The following is a 16,060-nucleotide window of genomic DNA, read 5'->3' on the forward strand; positions in this document are numbered from 1 at the left end:
CCTCTAGCCAACACTGTATAAAAACACAGTATATAGCAGCTGCTTCTTTGTGGCTGATGAATGAGTGAACAAGGTCGTTGACGTATAAGCTCTGGCTGTATTTATTGCTTCGCGCGGCCTACGCATAGTTATTTGGGCCTGTCGCCCGGGCTCGACTTCGAAAGCCGCATCTACGCGAAGGTCAATGCGCCGGAATTGCTCGCACGCGAACTGTCGAAGAAGTCCTATGTGCCGGAACCGATCGCGCTGGGCGTCAATACCGACGCATGGCAGCCAGCCGAGCGCGACTTGCGTCTCACGAGGCGCGTCATCGAGGTACTCAGCGAGCGCGGCCAGCCGTTCGCGGCGATCACCAAATCATCGCTGATCGAGCGCGATCTGGACCTGCTTGCGCCGATGGCTGCACGCGGGCAATTCATGGCGGCCATTACGATTACCACGCTGGATGCGGACATGGCCCGCACGCTCGAACCGCGAGCGGCCACGCCGTTGCGTCGGTTGCGCACCATCCGTACGTTGAGCGAGGCGGGGATTCCGGTGGGCGTCAGCATCGCCCCGGTGATTCCGTTCGTCACCGAACCGGACATGGAGCGCGTGCTGGAAGCCTGTGCGGAGGCTGGCGCAAGCAACGCGAGCTATATCGTGCTGCGTTTGCCGTGGGAAGTCGCGCCGCTATTCAAGGATTGGCTCGCCGCCCACTTCCCCGATCGTGCTGACCGGGTGATGAGCCGTGTGCGCGATATGCGGGGCGGAAAGGACTACGACTCGTCGTTCGCGAATCGTATGAAGGGCGAGGGCCTGTGGGCGGATCTGCTCAAGCAGCGGTTCCACAAGGCAGTACGCCGTCTTGGGCTAAACGAACGCGATCGCGGAATTCTGGATATGTCGCACTTTCGTCGTATCGAGTCGCCGCGCCCGGCCTCGCCTCTTCGCGACGATCCGCAACTCGATCTTTTTTAGCGCAATTGCGGCACGATGGTGGCACGTTATTGCGACAGCGCTTTGGCTGCTTGCACCTGGCTTTCGAAGTAGGTCTGAAACGAGAGTGCAAGACCCGTCATCAGCAGGAACGCGCCAATCAGCAGCGAAAAGATCACGACGAAAATGACCGCCCAGCCCGAGCGGCTCTTGCGCTGGGTTTGCGCGTTGAACTGCGCGTCCCATTTTTCGTCAGGACGCAGACCGTAGACGATTGCGGCGAGAAACGCTGCAAGCAGCGAGACCGCGCCGGGAAACGCGAGCGCCCAGCCGAGCATCGAGGTCCGCTCGCTTGCCGCCACCAGCATTGCGCCGGGAATCCCTATGAGCGTGCCGATCAGGTGTGCCCAGCCGTAAATGTCGCGCAGTCCATAGAGATAGAAGCGATGCGCGCCGAGGCTGCCGAAGAAGAACGCAAGCGCGGCGGTAATCGTCTTGGATCTGAAGCGCGGGGAAGTCGAAGCAAGGGTGGACATGTAGGCGAGAGCAGAGTGGCAAGGCGGTCGAAGCGAGCGGCGAGCCGGTGGACGCGGACCGACGCGCATTCTACGCCCGTGGTGTGTCGGCGGTCACGGGGCGTGCGGCCAGCTCAACAGAGCGGGTTATTTGTGTGGGCCGCTTTGTGTCTGCTGCGGCGCTTGTGTTTTCGGTAGGGATGTCAGGGCGATGCATACGTCACGCGATAAACCGCGCCCGCGTAATCGTCGCTGATCAGCAGTGCCCCGTCAGGCATCGGCAGCACGTCGGCGGGGCGGCCCCATACCGCTTCGCCGGGTTGAAGCCAGCCTTCGGCAAATACTTCCTGACGGGCATGGCTGCCGTCGGGGCTGGTGATCACCCGCACGACCCTGTAGCCGACTTTCTTGCTACGGTTCCACGAGCCGTGTTCGGCGATGAAAATATTGTCGCGATAAGCGGCCGGAAACATTGGGCCGGTGTAAAACCGCATGCCGAGCGAAGCGACGTGGGCGCCGAGTTTGACCACCGGCGGCGTAAACGAGCTGCACGAATGGTCCTTGTCGAATTCGGGGTCGGGCGTGTCGCCGCCATGGCAGAACGGAAAGCCGAAATCCATGCCGGCGCGTGGCGCGCGGTTGAGTTTGTCGTCCGGCACATCGTCGCCCATCATGTCGCGACCGTTGTCGGTGAACCAGAGCTCGTGCGTAATCGGGTGCCACGCGAAGCCGACCGTGTTGCGTACCCCGCGCGCCACCACCTCATAGTGACTGCCGTCCGGGTCCATACGTCCGATCATCGCGAAGCGGTCGCGGTCTTTCAGGCAGACGTTGCACGGCGCGCCTTGCGGCACATACAGTTTGCCGTCAGGCCCGAAAGCGATGAATTTCCAGCCGTGATGGGTCTCCGTGGGCAGTTTGTCGGTCACGACGACCGGCTTCGGCGGATCGTCCAGGTGGGCGTCGATCGCGTCGAAGCGTAGAATTTTCGACACCGCCGAGACATACAGCGCACCGTCGCGCCACGCAACGCCCGCCGGCGCCTGTAGCCCGGAGGCGATTACATGGCGAGCCATTACGCGCCCGTTCTGCAATTCGAGCGCGTAGACGTGGCCGTCGAGGCTGCCTATATAGAGAATGCCTTTCGGCGAAAACGCCATCGCCCGCGCGCTCGGCACCGTGTCCGACAACACCTCGATCTGGAAGCCGGGCGGCAGTTTGATGCGTTCGACCGGCAATGCGGCTAGCGCCGGCAGGGCGGCAGCGGCAAACCACAACGCTGCCGCGGTGCGTAGGGCTCGCATGCGCGCGGCGCGTGTGGAGCTGGTGAGCGAGGTTGCCAAGGAGGCTGCCAGGGCAAAAGGCGTTGCCAGGGAAAAAAGGGAAAAGAGGGCGCAAAGCGCAAACGAAGCGAACAAAAACGCAGGCGGCAGCAGGAGTTTCACGGGCATTCCGTCAGGCAATTCGGGTGTTTCCACGTTGGCTGGCGCGCCCGTCTGTATGGCCGGCGCAACCTCGTCGTTCAGTTTATCCCCGTAAGTGTTTGTTATGGCGTCGGTTTCCCGCTATAATCGCGTGTTTCAGTCGTTCCGAACCCCGGTTTTCAAGGATTCTAGTATGGTCATCATCCGCTTGGCTCGTGGCGGCTCCAAGAAGCGCCCGTTCTACAACATCGTCGCAACCGATTCGCGTAACCGTCGTGACGGCCGCTTCATCGAGCGCGTTGGCTTCTACAACCCGGTCGCTACGAAGGGTGAGTCGCTGCGTATCGCTCAAGACCGCCTCACGTACTGGCAAGGCGTTGGCGCACAACTGTCGCCGACCGTCGAGCGTCTCGTGAAAGAAGCGCAAAAGGCGCAGCCGGCTGCTTAATGGTAGCTAGCATGCGTATCGTCGTCGGTTCGGCCGGCGGCTCGCGCAGCTTGCGTGAGCAGTCCGATGCGCGATTGGTGTCGCAATTAGTGCTGAAGCAGGCGTCGAAGTCGGCAGCGAGGTTCTCCTATGTCTGAGCGTGATTCCAGCAGTTCAGGTCGCGTAAAGGCAACCCCGGCAACCCCGGCAACCCCGGCAACCCCGGCAGATCCGCGCGCCAAGACGTCTGATCAGGCGCCGTTCGGTGCATTCGTCCGCAAGCCGGTCGAGCGAACCGAAGGCAAGGCGAAAGCCACTGTAGCAAACGTCGGTTCCAGGGCAGCAGCAATGCGCGCGGAAACGGCGGAAAGCTGGCCGGCCGACGCGGTCGAGGTCGGCGCGATCGTCGACGCTTACGGCCTCAAAGGCTGGGTCAAGGTAGCCGCTCATGCGGATGCCGGGCAGGGCGGTGACGCGTTGCTGAGCGCGAAGCGCTGGTGGCTGATGAAAGGCCATGAGCGCAAGTCGGCGCCGTCGTTGCAGGCGAAAACGCATAGCGACAGTGTGGTGGCCCATCTGGGCGGCGTCACTGACCGCGATGTGGCGCTGGCACTGCGCGGCTCCCGCGTCTATATCAGCCGCAGCGAATTTCCGGCCCTCGCGGCCGACGAATTCTACTGGGTCGACCTGCTCGGCCTGGATGTGGTGAACGTTGCCGGGGTCGCTCTCGGCAAGGTTGCAGACATGATCGACAACGGTGCGCACTCGGTGTTGCGTATCGAATATCCGGCTACCGACAAGAGCGGCAAGCCGGTCACCGGCGAGCGTTTGATCCCGTTCGTCGGCGTCTTTGTCAAAACGGTGGATCAGGCGGCGAAGCAAATCATCGTCGACTGGGAAGCCGACTACTAAACAATTCGCTGAACGGAGAGAGCGATGCAGTTCGATGTCGTGACGCTCTTTCCTGAAATGTTTCGTGCGCTGACCGACTGGGGGATTACCAGCCGTGCGGCGAAGCAGGAGCGCTACGGGTTGCGTACGTGGAATCCGCGCGATTTCACCACCGACAACTACCGCACGATCGACGATCGCCCATATGGAGGCGGCCCCGGCATGGTGATGCTGGCCAAGCCGCTGGAAGACGCGATCAGCGCGGCGAAAGCCGCGCAAGTGGAGCAGGGTATCGGTGCGCCGCGCGTCGTGATGATGTCGCCGCAAGGCGCCACGTTGAATCACGAACGCGTCATGCGGTTTGCTGCCGAGCCCGGACTGATTCTGTTGTGCGGGCGCTATGAAGCGATCGACCAGCGTTTGCTCGACCGGGTCGTCGACGAAGAAGTCAGTCTTGGCGACTTCGTGCTGTCAGGCGGCGAGTTGCCTGCCATGGCGTTGATGGATGCCGTCGTGCGCCAGTTGCCCGGCGTGCTGAACGACTCGCAGTCGGCGGTGCAGGACAGCTTTGTCGACGTGCTGCTGGATTGTCCGCATTACACGCGTCCGGAGGAATACAACGGTGTGCGTGTGCCCGATGTGCTGCTTGGTGGCCATCATGCGGAAATCGAAGCGTGGCGCCGGCGCGAAGCATTGCGCAATACGTTGCACAAGCGGCCCGATCTGATCGTGAAGGCCAGAAAGAACAAGATGTTGAGCCGTGCCGACGAGGCATGGCTTGCGAGTCTCGCGAAGGAAGCGTCGAAGGCGTAAAGCCTTGATCTTTCGAGCGGACATAGGCGGCGCCGCACATGCGTGTACGGCGCCAGATGTGAACCCATCCTCTATCGGGGCCGTAGCCGAGCGCAATACAAACTCAGCGCGAGGCAGGTACGAACGCCGACAAGATGGACTTAGGAGTCAGTGATGAATCTGATTGCAAAACTCGAGCAGGAAGAAATCGCGCGCGCCCTCGGCGACAAGACCATCCCCGAATTCGCCCCCGGCGACACGGTGATCGTCAGCGTGAATGTGGTTGAAGGTACGCGTAAGCGTGTTCAGGCTTACGAAGGCGTCGTGATCGCCAAGCGTAACCGTGGTCTGAATTCGTCGTTCATCGTCCGCAAGATCTCGTCGGGCGAAGGCGTCGAGCGTACGTTCCAGACGTACTCGCCGCTGCTGGCAAGCATCGTCGTGAAGCGTCGCGGCGATGTGCGTCGTGCGAAGCTGTACTACCTGCGCGACCGTTCGGGCAAGTCGGCCCGGATCAAGGAAAAGCTGGTCTCGAAAGACCGCGCTGCTTCCCAAGCGTAAATGCTGTAAGGAAAAGCACCCCTCGCGGGTGCTTTTTTGTTTGCCAGGTCAAAATAGAGGCATGTCCCCTATCCGCTCGTTCCGAGAGACCCGTTGACCCGTCCCGTCTTTGAGCCCGAAACTCTGCCTGTCGAAGCGATAGGCGCCGATCTGCCACCGGTTGCTGCCGGGCGTCTGACGCCCGATGGCTTGCGCGCGCGATTCGAGCAGCGTCTGAGTTGGACGCCCGAGCCGATTGTCGAAGCGCCCTGGCGCGATATCCATGCCGATCCGCGAGTCGCCGCGGTATTGGTGCCGTTGGTGGTCCGCGATAACGGCTTGACTGTGTTGCTGACGCAGCGCGCCGATCATCTGAACGACCACGCCGGCCAGGTGAGCTTTCCCGGAGGCCGCCACGAACCATTCGATGCCGACGCGACCGCCACCGCGCTGCGCGAAGCACAGGAAGAGGTCGGTCTCGACCCTGCGCGCGTCGAGATTCTTGGTGCGTTGCCGGACTATCTCACCGGCACGGGCTTTCGCGTGACACCTGTGATCGGCTTGGTGCATCCGCCGTTCACTTTGAAAGCCGATGCGCTTGAAGTGGCTGAAGTCTTCGAAGTACCGCTCGGTTTTCTGATGAACCCCGCACATCACGAAGTGCGCGTGTTCCGTTGGGAGGGCGGCGAGCGCCGCTTTTTCGCGATGCCTTACCCGCGTGCGGCGTCGGCGGAGCACAACAGTCGCGAGGATCGCGACCATCAGACAGGCGGCCATCATTTCATCTGGGGCGCGACAGCCGCGATGCTGCGCAACTTCTATCGCTTCCTCTCGGCTTGATCCACATTTGAGCCATACCTGAGCCATACATGAGCCGCCGCCTGAGCTGTGCAGTTGTCGGCTGTTTGTCAACGTCTGCGCTCAGTCGCATCCGACCCTGTGCTATCGTTATAAAACAATCGTAAAAACTCGAAAAGCACGGCGCATCGCATGACTTTTTTCTCCGTATTGCTGGCTCTGATCATTGAACAGGTGCGCGCGCTATCGCCGAACAATCCGGTGTCGGCGTTGCTTCAATACCATGCGGAGTCGGCGGCGCACGGGTTCGATGCCGGCAAGCCCAAGCATGGCTTGCTCGCGTGGCTGGTGGTGGTGGTGCCGTGGACGCTGGCCGTCGCGCTCGTCTACTACGTGCTATACCACATTCACTTTGCGCTGGCGTTCCTGTGGAACGTCGCGGTCCTTTACTTCACGCTCGGCTTCCGGCAGTTCAGCCATTACTTTACCGATATCCACCTCGCGTTGAACAACGACGACGTGCCGCGCGCGCGTGAAATTCTCAACGAATGGACCGGCCTCGATACGGTCGACATGCCGGTCAGCGAGATCGTGCGTCATACGCTGATCCATGCCGTGGTCGCGTCGCATCGGCATGTGTTCGGCGTGTTCTTCTGGTTCCTGATTCCAGTTGGGCCGGCGGGCGCGGTGCTGTATCGGATTGCCGAATATCTGGCGCGCACGTGGGCGCGGCCGGTCGACGATCGTACGGTGGCGTTTTCGAGTTTTGCGCAGCGGGCGTTCTTCGTGATCGACTGGGTGCCCGCGCGGCTGACTTCGCTCGGCTTTGCGATTGTCGGTAATTTCGAAGACGCGATTTACGCGTGGCGCAACCATGCACGCCAGTGGCCGGACGCGAACGACGGCGTGTTGCTGGCCGCGGGCAGCGGGGCGCTGGGCGCGCGTCTGAGCGGCCCGCTCGCCGAGCCGTCGAGTCTGGACGCGCTCGCCACCGGCGACGGCGGCCCGATGCAGGTCGGCGACGATTGCACGCCGCGTACGCTGCAATCGGCGGTCGGTCTGGTGTGGCGCGCGGTGGTGCTGTGGATGATCTTGTTGTTGATGCTGACGATCGCGGTGTGGCTCGCCTGAGCGCAAGCCAACACTAGCGCTGCCGTATAAACGAGGCCGGGCAAAAACCCGGTCTCTTTTTTTGCCTACGCCGTGACTGCTTCACCCATCCAGCGGATCGCGCTCCGTCCCGCACTGCCAGCACACGGTGAACTGCGCTTCGAGCATCTCGCCGCACTGGCGGCAGCGCCACCCAGGCGAGCCCTCCGCCGGTCCATGGGAAGCCGCCTCGATCAAGCGCCGCGCGATCGCCTCGTCGCGTTCATCGACCAGCCACAGCTCCGGCGCGCACTGGTCCGCCGGAATGTCGCCGAGCGCGCCGTTCAGATAGCGGTTGTGCAACTCGCACGCGATGCCCGCCGCAGCCAGCACATTGACCCAATGCTGCCCGATGATCAGGTTCGGCGCGCGCATCAGTTTCATCGTAGGTCCAGGGAGACGAGGCGCAGCGCGCGTCAGCGCACGATCTGGCTGGCTTCGTGCACGAGTTGCGCGTACAGCACATGCCGTTCGCGCCGGATGCGGTCATCGGCGACCGCTTCGAGAATCGCGCAACCCGGTTCGTGCAAGTGGTGGCAGTTGTAGAAGCGGCAGTTCGGCAGCAGCGGCCGAAACTCGGGAAATGCGCGTTCGAGCCGGCCTTCGGTCAAGTGATGCAGGCCAAATTCCTGGAAGCCCGGCGAGTCGATCAGCGCGCCGCCATCGCCATCTGGACTGTCCGGCAGCGGGTAGAGCCGCGTGAAAGTCGTGGTATGGCGTCCGCTGTTCAACGCGGTCGAGATTTCGCGCGTGGCGACTTCGGCATCCGGAATCAGCAGATTCACCAGCGTCGATTTGCCCATGCCGGACTGGCCGAGCAGCAGCGTCGAGTGACCGTGCAGATGCTCGACCAAAGCGGCGCGTGCGTCTTCCGGCTGCCTCTTGATCGATGTTTCGACGACCGTATAACCCAGTGCCCGATAAGGTTCGAGCCGTGCCCGTGCGCCTTCCAGCTGCGCGACGACGTCGATCTTGTTCAGTACGATCAATGGCTTCAGCTCGTTCGCTTCGGCGGCTACCAGTGCGCGGCCGAGCAGGTCTTCGCTGAAATGCGGTTCGGTCGCGAGTACGATCAGCAACTGATCGAGATTGGCGGCAAAGAGCTTCGACTTGTACTGATCCGAGCGATACAGCAGATTGCGCCGTTCGCCGATCTCGACGATCACGCCTTGATCCGCCGAGGTCGGCTCGTAAATCACGCGATCGCCGACGGCCACCTCGCTGCGCTTGCCGCGCGGGAAGCATTGCAGCATCGGGCCGCCGTCTTCGGGCGCGACCAGGTAGTGGCGGCCGTGTGCGGCGACCACGAGGCCGGCTACGCGCGTGCTGGACGGCGCGCGCACCGCTTTCTGAGCGCGGCCGCTCATGCGTGCCGCAGCAGACGGTCGATCCGCTGCGACGCCGGTGGATGCGAGTAGTAGAACGCGGTGTAGAGCGGATCCGGCGTGAGCGTCGACGCGTTGTCCTCGTACAGCTTGACGAGCGCGTTGACGAGGTCCTGCGCATCGGTTTGCGTCGCGGCGAACGCGTCGGCCTCGAATTCATGCTTGCGCGAGCTCAGGCTGCCGAGCGGCGTGACGAAGAATATGAACACCGGCAACGCGAGGAAGAACAGCACCAGCGCGAGGCCGCTATTGCCGCCGATCAGCGACGGCCGCACGCCGAGCCCCTCGTAGAACCACACGCTTTCCTTGAGCCAGCCGAGCAGGGCGAGCATCACCAGGCTGAGCGCGAAAGTGACCAGCATCCGCTTGATCACATGACGGCGCTTGAAGTGCCCGAGTTCGTGCGCGAGCACCGCCTCGATCTCTTTGCCCGACAGGCGGGCGAGCAGCGTGTCGAAGAATACGATCCGCTTGGCCGCGCCGAAGCCGGTGAAATACGCGTTGCCATGCGCCGAACGACGGCTGCCGTCCATCACGAACAGGCCCTTGGCGGCGAAACCGCAGCGCTGCATCAGCGCTTCGATGCGGCTTTTCAGCGCTTCGTCCTTGAGCGGCTCGAACTTGTTGAAAAGCGGCGCGATAAAGGTCGGGTACAGCACCAGCACGAGCATCTGGAACGCGACCCAGACGACCCACGTCCACAGCCACCAGAGGCTTCCAGCCTGGGTCATCAGCCACAGCACGACGAACAGCAGCGGCAGGCCGAAAGCCGCGCCAAGCAGCACGCCCTTCAGACGATCCAGAAAGAAAATGCCCTTGCTCATCCGGTTGAAGCCGAAGCGTTGCTCGATCACGAACTGCCGGTAGTAGTCGAACGGCAGGTCGATCGCGCTGGTGATCGCGATTACCGCGGCGACCAGCGCGATCTGGCCGAGGTAGCCGCGGCCGAGCCAGTCGGAGAACGCCAGATCGAGCGCCTGCACGCCGCCGAGCAGCGTCAGGCCGATCAGCACGGCGGCGCTCACGACGATCTCGATCATGGTGAGCCGGGTGCGCTCGACGGTGTAATCGGCAGCGCGCTGGTGCGCGGTCAGGGCGATGGTGCGGGCGAACTGGCTCGGCACCTGCTCGCGATGGCCGGCGACGAAGCGAATCTGCCGCGACGCGAGCCACAATTTGGTGCCGACCATCGCCACGACGGCAACGACGAACAGAACGGTGAAGTACAGGGTAGGCATCCGGGGATTCCGTGGTATCTATGCGAGAATTATATGTTTCTTCCCGCCGGTAGGCGGGGGATAAGCCCAAACCGGCTCAAACCAATCTCAAACGAACATTCGCCGCGGCGCCAGCGCTCTCAACGCGCCTTTTGCCCCGGCCACCAAGGTTGCTTTCATGACTGACATCCTCGCCTCCACCGAACAGCCGCCGCTGGTCCGCAGCGACATGAACCTCATCTGGCTGGACATGGAAATGACCGGGCTCGAACCCGACACCGACCGCATCATCGAAATCGCGGTGGTGGTGACGAATTCGACGCTCGACAGGATGGTCGAAGGCCCGGTGCTGGCGATTCACCAGAGCGACGAGACGCTCGCCGGGATGGATCAATGGAACCAGAACACGCATGGCCGCTCGGGCCTGATCGACCGCGTGAAGGCTTCGACGGTCAGCGAGGCTGATGCTACGGCGCAGATTATCGATTTCCTGAGCGCGTATGTGCCGCCGGGCAAATCGCCGATGTGCGGCAACTCGATCTGTCAGGATCGCCGTTTCATGGCGCGCTGGATGCCGGACCTCGAGCGTTTCTTCCACTACCGCAATCTCGACGTCAGCACGCTGAAGGAACTGTGCCGCCGCTGGCAGCCGGCCATCTACAAAGGCTTCCAGAAGCGCGCGATGCACACCGCGTTGGCCGACATCCATGAATCGATCGATGAACTGAAGTATTACCGCGAGCACTTCCTGATTCCGGCCGCGCCGGAAGCGCCGGCCGCGGACGCGCACGCGCCGGCCGCGGGATAAACGAGCGTGGCTAAGCCGGCCGGGGCGCGCGCACCGCGTTCTTCGGCCGGAACGCCTTCACCACGTCGGCGTTGGTTTCCACATACGGCCCGCCGATCAGGTCGATGCAATAAGGCACCGCGGCGAAAATGCCCGGCACCTTGACCGCGCCGCTGCCGGCGTCGCGCAAACCTTCCAGCGTTTCCTTGATCGACTTCGGCTGACCCGGCAAGTTGACGATCAGCGCCGCGCGCGAAGGCGTTTCGCGGATCACCGCCACCTGGCGCGACAGAATCGCGGTCGGCACGAAATTCAGGCTGATCTGCCGCATCTGCTCGCCGAATCCCGGCATTTCCTTCGTTCCCACCGCCAGGGTCGCTTCGGGCGTGACGTCGCGGCGAGACGGGCCGGTGCCGCCGGTGGTCAGCACCAGATCGCAGCCCACTTCATCGACCAGTTCGATCAGCGTCGCGGAGATAGTCGGCGCGTCGTCCTGAATCAGGCGCGTGACGACCTGCCACGGCGAGGTCAGCGCTGCGCCCAGCCATTCCTGCAAGGCCGGAATGCCCTGGTCTTCGTACACGCCGGTCGAGGCGCGGTCGCTGATCGACACGAGGCCGATCACGATTTCGTCGGGATGCTGACGTGTCGGCTGATGAGTCGGCTTATGTGGCAGATTAGGCGTCGCGGTCGTCATCGTCGTCTTCCAGGGCGTCTTCGGCACCGGAATCGGTGTCGGCCGACGGACCGTCGGCGTTCTTGATCCACTGGAACAGCTCGCGGAAGTAGCGCGGCGGCTTGCTCTGCTGCGCTTCCTTGCGGGCGTTGCGGATCAGCGTGCGGCCCTGCTGCGGGTCGGCGTTCGGGTGCAGGCGGATGAATTCGGTCAATGCGGCGTCGTCGGCGAGCAGTTTCTCGCGGGTGCGCTCGATCCAGTGCAGCTTGGCCGTTTCCGCCTTGTTGACGCCGTTGTAGGTGTCGAGCGCGGTGCGCAGCGCGGCGGTCTCCTCGTCCAGCAGCGAGCGCATCACGCGGCCCACGTACTGCACCTGGCGGCGCTTGCCTTCGTGGTCGGTGATGCGGCGCGCTTCTCGCACGGCGTCATCGAGCTTTTCGGGCATCGGCATGCGCTTGAGCGCGTCTTTCGGCAGCGCGATCAGCGCCGCGCCCAGCTCCTGCAGCGCGTGCATGTCGCGCTTGAGCTGGGACTTGCTGGGACGGTCGTAGCCGTTTTCGTCGACTTCCGGCTCGGCGGCTTCGATCGGTTGAATGCGGGTTTTGCGTGTCATACCGATATTGTAGCGTGCCGCGCCCGCCGAACCCGCCGCGCCGCCATGCACAAGGCTGCGCGCCCCGCGAAGCCGAGGCGAAGGGAAGCGCGCTCAAGTCAGGCGAATGAGGTCGATAAACGAGCTCGGCGAATGCCAGGTACGGCGCCGCGTACCTTGCTATGATCGCGGGATGCGTAACCATGCAAATGAGCACGCACATGCTATGCATTTGCGAACACCCAGGGCCGCTCGGCCCCAACAGGACGGCAACGACAATGGCAGCAGACATGGACGTCAAGCAGCGCTTTTTTCCGCATACCCAGGATGAACTGAAGGAAATCGCCTCGGACATCCTTCGTCACGCGAAGTCGCTCGGCGGCACCGATGCGGCAACCGAGATTTCGGAAGGCGACGGCCTGTCCGTCTCCGTGCGGCGCGGCGAAGTCGAGACGATCGAGCACAACCGCGACAAGATGGTCGGCGTGACGGTGTTCATCGGCAACAAGCGCGGCAACGCGAGCACCTCGGACTTTTCGTCGCAGGCCTTGAAGGACACGGTCGCGGCGGCGTACAACATCGCCCGCTTTACCGCTGAAGACGACTGCGCGGGCCTCGCCGAAGCCGAGCTGCTCGAAACCGCGCCGCGCGATCTCGACCTGTACCACCCGTGGAACCTCACGGCTGACGAAGCGGTGGGCATCGCCCGCCGCGCGGAAGACGCGGCGTTTGCCACCGATCCGCAGATCAAGAACTCGGAAGGCGCGAGCGTCTCGGCGCAGCACTCGCAGTTCGTGCTGGCCACTTCGCGCGGCTTCCTCGCCGGCTACCCGTATTCGCGCCACTACATCGCGTGCGCGCCGATCGCCGGCAGCGGCCGCAACATGCAGCGCGACGACTGGTACACGTCGACCCGCAGCGCCGACGAACTCGCCGATCCGGAAGCGGTCGGCCGTTATGCGGCGCAACGCGCGCTGGCGCGTATCGGCGCGCGCGGCCTCGACACCCGCAAGGTCCCGGTGCTGTTCGAAGCGCCGCTCGCCGCCGGCATTCTCGGCGCGTTCGTGCAGGCGACCAGCGGCGGCGCGTTGTACCGCAAGACCTCGTTCCTCGTCGACAGCCTCGGCAAGCCGGTGTTCGCGCCGCACGTGCAGGTGGTCGAAGACCCGCACGTCGCCCGCGCGATGGGCAGCGCGCCGTTCGACGAAGAAGGCGTGCGCACCAAACAGCGCTCGGTCGTGAAAGACGGCGTGGTGGAAGGTTATTTCCTGTCCACTTACTCGGCGCGCAAGCTCGGCATGCAGACCACCGGTAACGCCGGCGGCTCACACAACCTGTCGCTGCGCAGCTCGGACACGCGTCCTGAAGACGACTTCGAGGAAATGCTGCGTAAGCTCGGTACGGGCCTGCTGCTGACCGAGCTGATGGGGCAGGGCGTGAACTACGTGACAGGCGACTATTCGCGCGGCGCGTCGGGCTTCTGGGTCGAGAACGGCAAGATCCAGTATCCGGTCGAGGAAATCACGGTGGCGAGCACGCTGCAGGAGATGTTCCGCCATATCGTCGCGATCGGCGCGGATACGATCACGCGCGGCACCAAGCAGACCGGCTCGGTGCTGATCGAACGGATGACGATCGCGGGGCAATAAGCGGTTTTTAATCGCGCCTCGGCGCTACGCTACAAACAAAAACGCCACGCAGTCATTGCGTGGCGTTTTTTCATGTGTGCGTGTAGAGGATCGAGGACTGAGCTTCGCGCGCTGAACAACAATCTCAAACGTCCCTACGCCGGTACGTCACGAACGCGTAATCGAAATCGTTCGGTGCATGCGCGCGATGCGTTTCGTGCGCGACCTCTTCCCATTCGTTTTCATCGAGTTTCGGGAACGTGGCGTCGCCTTCGAAGTCCGCCGAAATCTCGGTGACGATCAGCTTGTCCGCCTGACGCAAGCCCTCTGCATACAGCTGCGCGCCGCCGATCAGGAACGCTTCCGGCGCCTGGTCCTGCGCGGCCAGCTCGAGCGCTTCTTCCAGGGTGGTCGCGGTATCGCAGCCCTGAAAACGCCGCGCGGCGTCGCGCGTCACGACAATGTTGCGGCGTCCCGGCAGCGGCCGGCCGATCGATTCATGCGTCTTGCGGCCCATGATGATGGGCGCGCCCATCGTGGTGCGCTTGAAGAACGCAAGGTCTTCGGGAAGTCGCCAGGGCAACTGGTTGTCGCGGCCGATCACGCCGTTATTGGCGCGAGCGACGATCAGGGTGAGCGTCGTCATCGAATGGAAAGGGGAACGTAACCGGACTGATTCTACCTGACGCGCGAGCCGGCTCCGCCGTTGCCGCCAGGCGGCGAGCCGTGACGCCGCGCCGCGACGCCGCACCGGGGGCAGGCAAGCCTTGGCCAGCGTGGCGTCACTCCTGGACGGGATCGTCGGCGCCGAAGGGCGGTTTGTCGTCGACCGCGCCCATTTCGCGCAAGCCGTGGTGGCCCATCAGGCGGTACAGCGTGACGCGCGAAATATTCAGATCCGCCGCCGCCTCGTTCAGCCGATGACGATGGCGCAAGAGCGCCGCTTCGATCGCGCGCTTTTCGGCGGCCTCGCGCGCTTGCGCGAGGCTCATGGTCTGCTGCTCGGTGAACTGGGCGAGATCGAGGTCGTCGGCGGAAATCAGCTTGTTCTCCGCCATCACGATCGCGCGGCGCACGCGGTTGATCAGCTCGCGCACGTTGCCCGGCCAGTTGTAGTTGTACATGGCCTCGATGGCCGACGGCGTGAAGCCGCGAATCTTGCGCGCACTGTCGATCTTGAACTTGTGCAGAACGTGATGCGCGAGGATTTCGATGTCTTTGCCGCGTGCGCGCAACGGCGGTTCGTCGACGCGCAGCACGCAAAGGCGGTGAAACAGGTCGGCGCGGAAATGCCCTTCGCGCATCGCGCCTTCCAGATCGACGTGCGTGGCCGAAATGATCCGCACGTCGACCGGAATCGACTCGCGGCCGCCGAGCCGCTCGATCTTGCCTTCCTGCAGGAAGCGCAACAGGCTCGCCTGGCTTTCGAGCGGCAGATCGCCGATTTCGTCGAGCAGCAGCGTACCGCCGTCGGCCGCTTCGACCCGGCCGATCTTGCGCTGGCTGGCGCCGGTGAACGCGCCGCGCTCGTAGCCGAATAGTTCGGACTGCAGCAGGTGGTGCGGAATCGCGCCGCAGTTGATCGCGACGAACGGCGCCTTGCGGCGCGGCGAGCGTTCGTGGATCGCCAGCGCGGTGAGTTCCTTGCCGGTGCCCGATTCGCCGGAGATGAATACGCTCGCGTCGGTGTTCGCCACCTTGCGGATGGTGCGAAAGAGCTGCTGCATCGCTTCGCAGGTGCCGACCATTTCGTCGTCGCCGGACTCGTCGACGGGCGGGGCGAGTTCCGGTTCGCACAAGGTCACCATGCCGAACGCGTGGCCCACCAGATAGTCGATCGTCGCGTTCGCCACCGGTACTTTCACATAGTCGAAGCAATAGTGGCGCACCAGCCGCCGTACCTCCGGATCGGTGATGCGTTCACTCGTGGCGAGTGCGATCCAGCCGATCTGCTGCTGGCGCAAACTCGCTTCGAGCCCACCCAGGTCGCGCAGTGAAAAGCTCGCCAGATCGACAATGCCGGCGCACGCCACGTCCGTCTTCACGAGCCTTCCGAGGTCGTGCGCCGAGCGCGCCACCGCGACGTGCCAGCCGCGGCTTTGCAGATGCGCGATGAGGGTATCGTCCGGCGTGCGCGAGACGTACAGCAGCGGGCGTTCCGCTTGCGCGCGGGCGCCTGCCGCGCCGGCAGCCGCGGTAACCGGCGCCACAGTTGTCACAGCGGCACGGTTCGTCACGGCTTCGATGGGACGGCCCACCGGCATCTCCTTCGGCAGCGCAAGCGTCATATGCGCTCCCGCTCCCGCACCCGGAGCCACACT

Annotated in this window: 18 protein-coding genes and 1 pseudogene; 10 read left to right on the forward strand and 9 right to left on the reverse strand. The window is 63.6% G+C overall.

Translation table 11 applies throughout. The features are described 5' to 3' along the window. Positions 1-93: 93 nt before the first annotated feature. Positions 94-960 (forward strand): annotated as a pseudogene (locus DLM46_RS17870) (PA0069 family radical SAM protein); the annotation flags it as partial. Positions 961-986: 26 nt separating this feature from the next. Here DLM46_RS17870 and DLM46_RS17875 read toward each other — a convergent pair. After that, entirely contained in the window at positions 987-1,454 is a 468-nt protein-coding gene (locus DLM46_RS17875; protein WP_115102181.1) for an NINE protein, read from the reverse strand. 182 nt (positions 1,455-1,636) lie between these two features. Further along, positions 1,637-2,737, reverse strand: a complete 1,101-nt coding sequence (locus DLM46_RS17880; protein WP_115102543.1) for a PQQ-dependent sugar dehydrogenase — start codon at positions 2,735-2,737, stop codon at positions 1,637-1,639. Between the two features lie 313 nt (positions 2,738-3,050). Between DLM46_RS17880 and rpsP the strand changes: the two genes are divergently transcribed. From rpsP to DLM46_RS17910, 7 genes are all read left to right on the forward strand, one after another. Continuing rightward, positions 3,051-3,305, forward strand: coding sequence for a 30S ribosomal protein S16 (gene rpsP, locus DLM46_RS17885; RefSeq protein ID WP_006050280.1), 255 nt, complete (start codon positions 3,051-3,053; stop codon positions 3,303-3,305). 11 nt (positions 3,306-3,316) lie between these two features. Further along, entirely contained in the window at positions 3,317-3,442 is a 126-nt protein-coding gene (locus tag DLM46_RS40950) for a hypothetical protein (RefSeq protein ID WP_279635204.1), read from the forward strand. Then, on the forward strand, positions 3,435-4,196 hold the full coding sequence (gene rimM / locus DLM46_RS17890; protein ID WP_115102183.1) for a ribosome maturation factor RimM: 762 nt from the start codon (positions 3,435-3,437) through the stop codon (positions 4,194-4,196). The genes DLM46_RS40950 and rimM overlap by 8 nt, the downstream gene beginning before the upstream one ends. 24 nt (positions 4,197-4,220) lie before the next feature. Then, positions 4,221-4,988 carry a tRNA (guanosine(37)-N1)-methyltransferase TrmD gene (gene trmD / locus DLM46_RS17895; protein ID WP_115102186.1) on the forward strand — a complete coding sequence of 256 codons (768 nt, stop codon included), beginning with the start codon at positions 4,221-4,223 and terminating at the stop codon, positions 4,986-4,988. Positions 4,989-5,141: 153 nt separating this feature from the next. Continuing rightward, positions 5,142-5,528: a 50S ribosomal protein L19 gene (gene rplS / locus DLM46_RS17900; RefSeq protein ID WP_115102188.1), complete on the forward strand. Its 387-nt coding sequence runs from the start codon at positions 5,142-5,144 to the stop codon at positions 5,526-5,528. Between the two features lie 93 nt (positions 5,529-5,621). Then, on the forward strand, positions 5,622-6,347 hold the full coding sequence (locus DLM46_RS17905) for a CoA pyrophosphatase (RefSeq protein WP_115102190.1): 726 nt from the start codon (positions 5,622-5,624) through the stop codon (positions 6,345-6,347). A 150-nt stretch (positions 6,348-6,497) separates the two neighbouring features. Beyond that, positions 6,498-7,436: a CobD/CbiB family protein gene (locus DLM46_RS17910; protein WP_115102193.1), complete on the forward strand. Its 939-nt coding sequence runs from the start codon at positions 6,498-6,500 to the stop codon at positions 7,434-7,436. 81 nt (positions 7,437-7,517) lie between these two features. On the opposite strand, the gene DLM46_RS17915 is transcribed toward DLM46_RS17910, so the two are convergent. Genes DLM46_RS17915 through DLM46_RS17925 form a run of 3 tightly spaced genes read right to left on the reverse strand, consistent with a single transcriptional unit; the run spans position 7,518 to position 10,077 of the window. Further along, positions 7,518-7,838: a putative signal transducing protein gene (locus DLM46_RS17915; RefSeq protein WP_115102195.1), complete on the reverse strand. Its 321-nt coding sequence runs from the start codon at positions 7,836-7,838 to the stop codon at positions 7,518-7,520. 32 nt (positions 7,839-7,870) lie between these two features. Beyond that, positions 7,871-8,821: a ribosome small subunit-dependent GTPase A gene (rsgA, locus tag DLM46_RS17920; RefSeq protein ID WP_115102197.1), complete on the reverse strand. Its 951-nt coding sequence runs from the start codon at positions 8,819-8,821 to the stop codon at positions 7,871-7,873. Then, positions 8,818-10,077, reverse strand: a complete 1,260-nt coding sequence (locus DLM46_RS17925) for a M48 family metallopeptidase (RefSeq protein ID WP_115102198.1) — start codon at positions 10,075-10,077, stop codon at positions 8,818-8,820. The genes rsgA and DLM46_RS17925 overlap by 4 nt, the downstream gene beginning before the upstream one ends. A gap of 157 nt (positions 10,078-10,234) precedes the next feature. On the opposite strand from DLM46_RS17925, the gene orn reads away from it, so the two are divergent. Then, positions 10,235-10,864, forward strand: a complete 630-nt coding sequence (gene orn / locus DLM46_RS17930; protein WP_115102199.1) for an oligoribonuclease — start codon at positions 10,235-10,237, stop codon at positions 10,862-10,864. A 10-nt stretch (positions 10,865-10,874) separates the two neighbouring features. Here orn and mog read toward each other — a convergent pair whose 3' ends face one another. Continuing rightward, positions 10,875-11,540, reverse strand: coding sequence for a molybdopterin adenylyltransferase (gene mog, locus DLM46_RS17935; RefSeq protein WP_115102200.1), 666 nt, complete (start codon positions 11,538-11,540; stop codon positions 10,875-10,877). Further along, positions 11,521-12,132: a ribosome biogenesis factor YjgA gene (gene yjgA, locus DLM46_RS17940; protein WP_115102546.1), complete on the reverse strand. Its 612-nt coding sequence runs from the start codon at positions 12,130-12,132 to the stop codon at positions 11,521-11,523. The genes mog and yjgA overlap by 20 nt, the downstream gene beginning before the upstream one ends. Before the next feature lie 257 nt (positions 12,133-12,389). On the opposite strand from yjgA, the gene pmbA reads away from it, so the two are divergent. After that, positions 12,390-13,760 (forward strand): metalloprotease PmbA, encoded by a 1,371-nt coding sequence (pmbA, locus tag DLM46_RS17945; protein WP_115102201.1) that lies wholly within the window; start codon positions 12,390-12,392, stop codon positions 13,758-13,760. 124 nt (positions 13,761-13,884) lie between these two features. On the opposite strand, the gene DLM46_RS17950 is transcribed toward pmbA, so the two are convergent. Both DLM46_RS17950 and DLM46_RS17955 read right to left on the reverse strand, forming a co-directional pair. Then, positions 13,885-14,385, reverse strand: coding sequence for a dihydrofolate reductase (locus DLM46_RS17950; RefSeq protein ID WP_115102202.1), 501 nt, complete (start codon positions 14,383-14,385; stop codon positions 13,885-13,887). 136 nt (positions 14,386-14,521) lie between these two features. Then, entirely contained in the window at positions 14,522-16,027 is a 1,506-nt protein-coding gene (locus tag DLM46_RS17955) for a sigma-54 dependent transcriptional regulator (RefSeq protein ID WP_115102203.1), read from the reverse strand. Between the last annotated feature and the right edge of the window lie 33 nt (positions 16,028-16,060).

The sequence above is a fragment of the Paraburkholderia lacunae genome (genome assembly GCF_003353175.1).
In the GTDB taxonomy this organism is placed as follows: Bacteria; Pseudomonadota; Gammaproteobacteria; order Burkholderiales; family Burkholderiaceae; genus Paraburkholderia; species Paraburkholderia lacunae.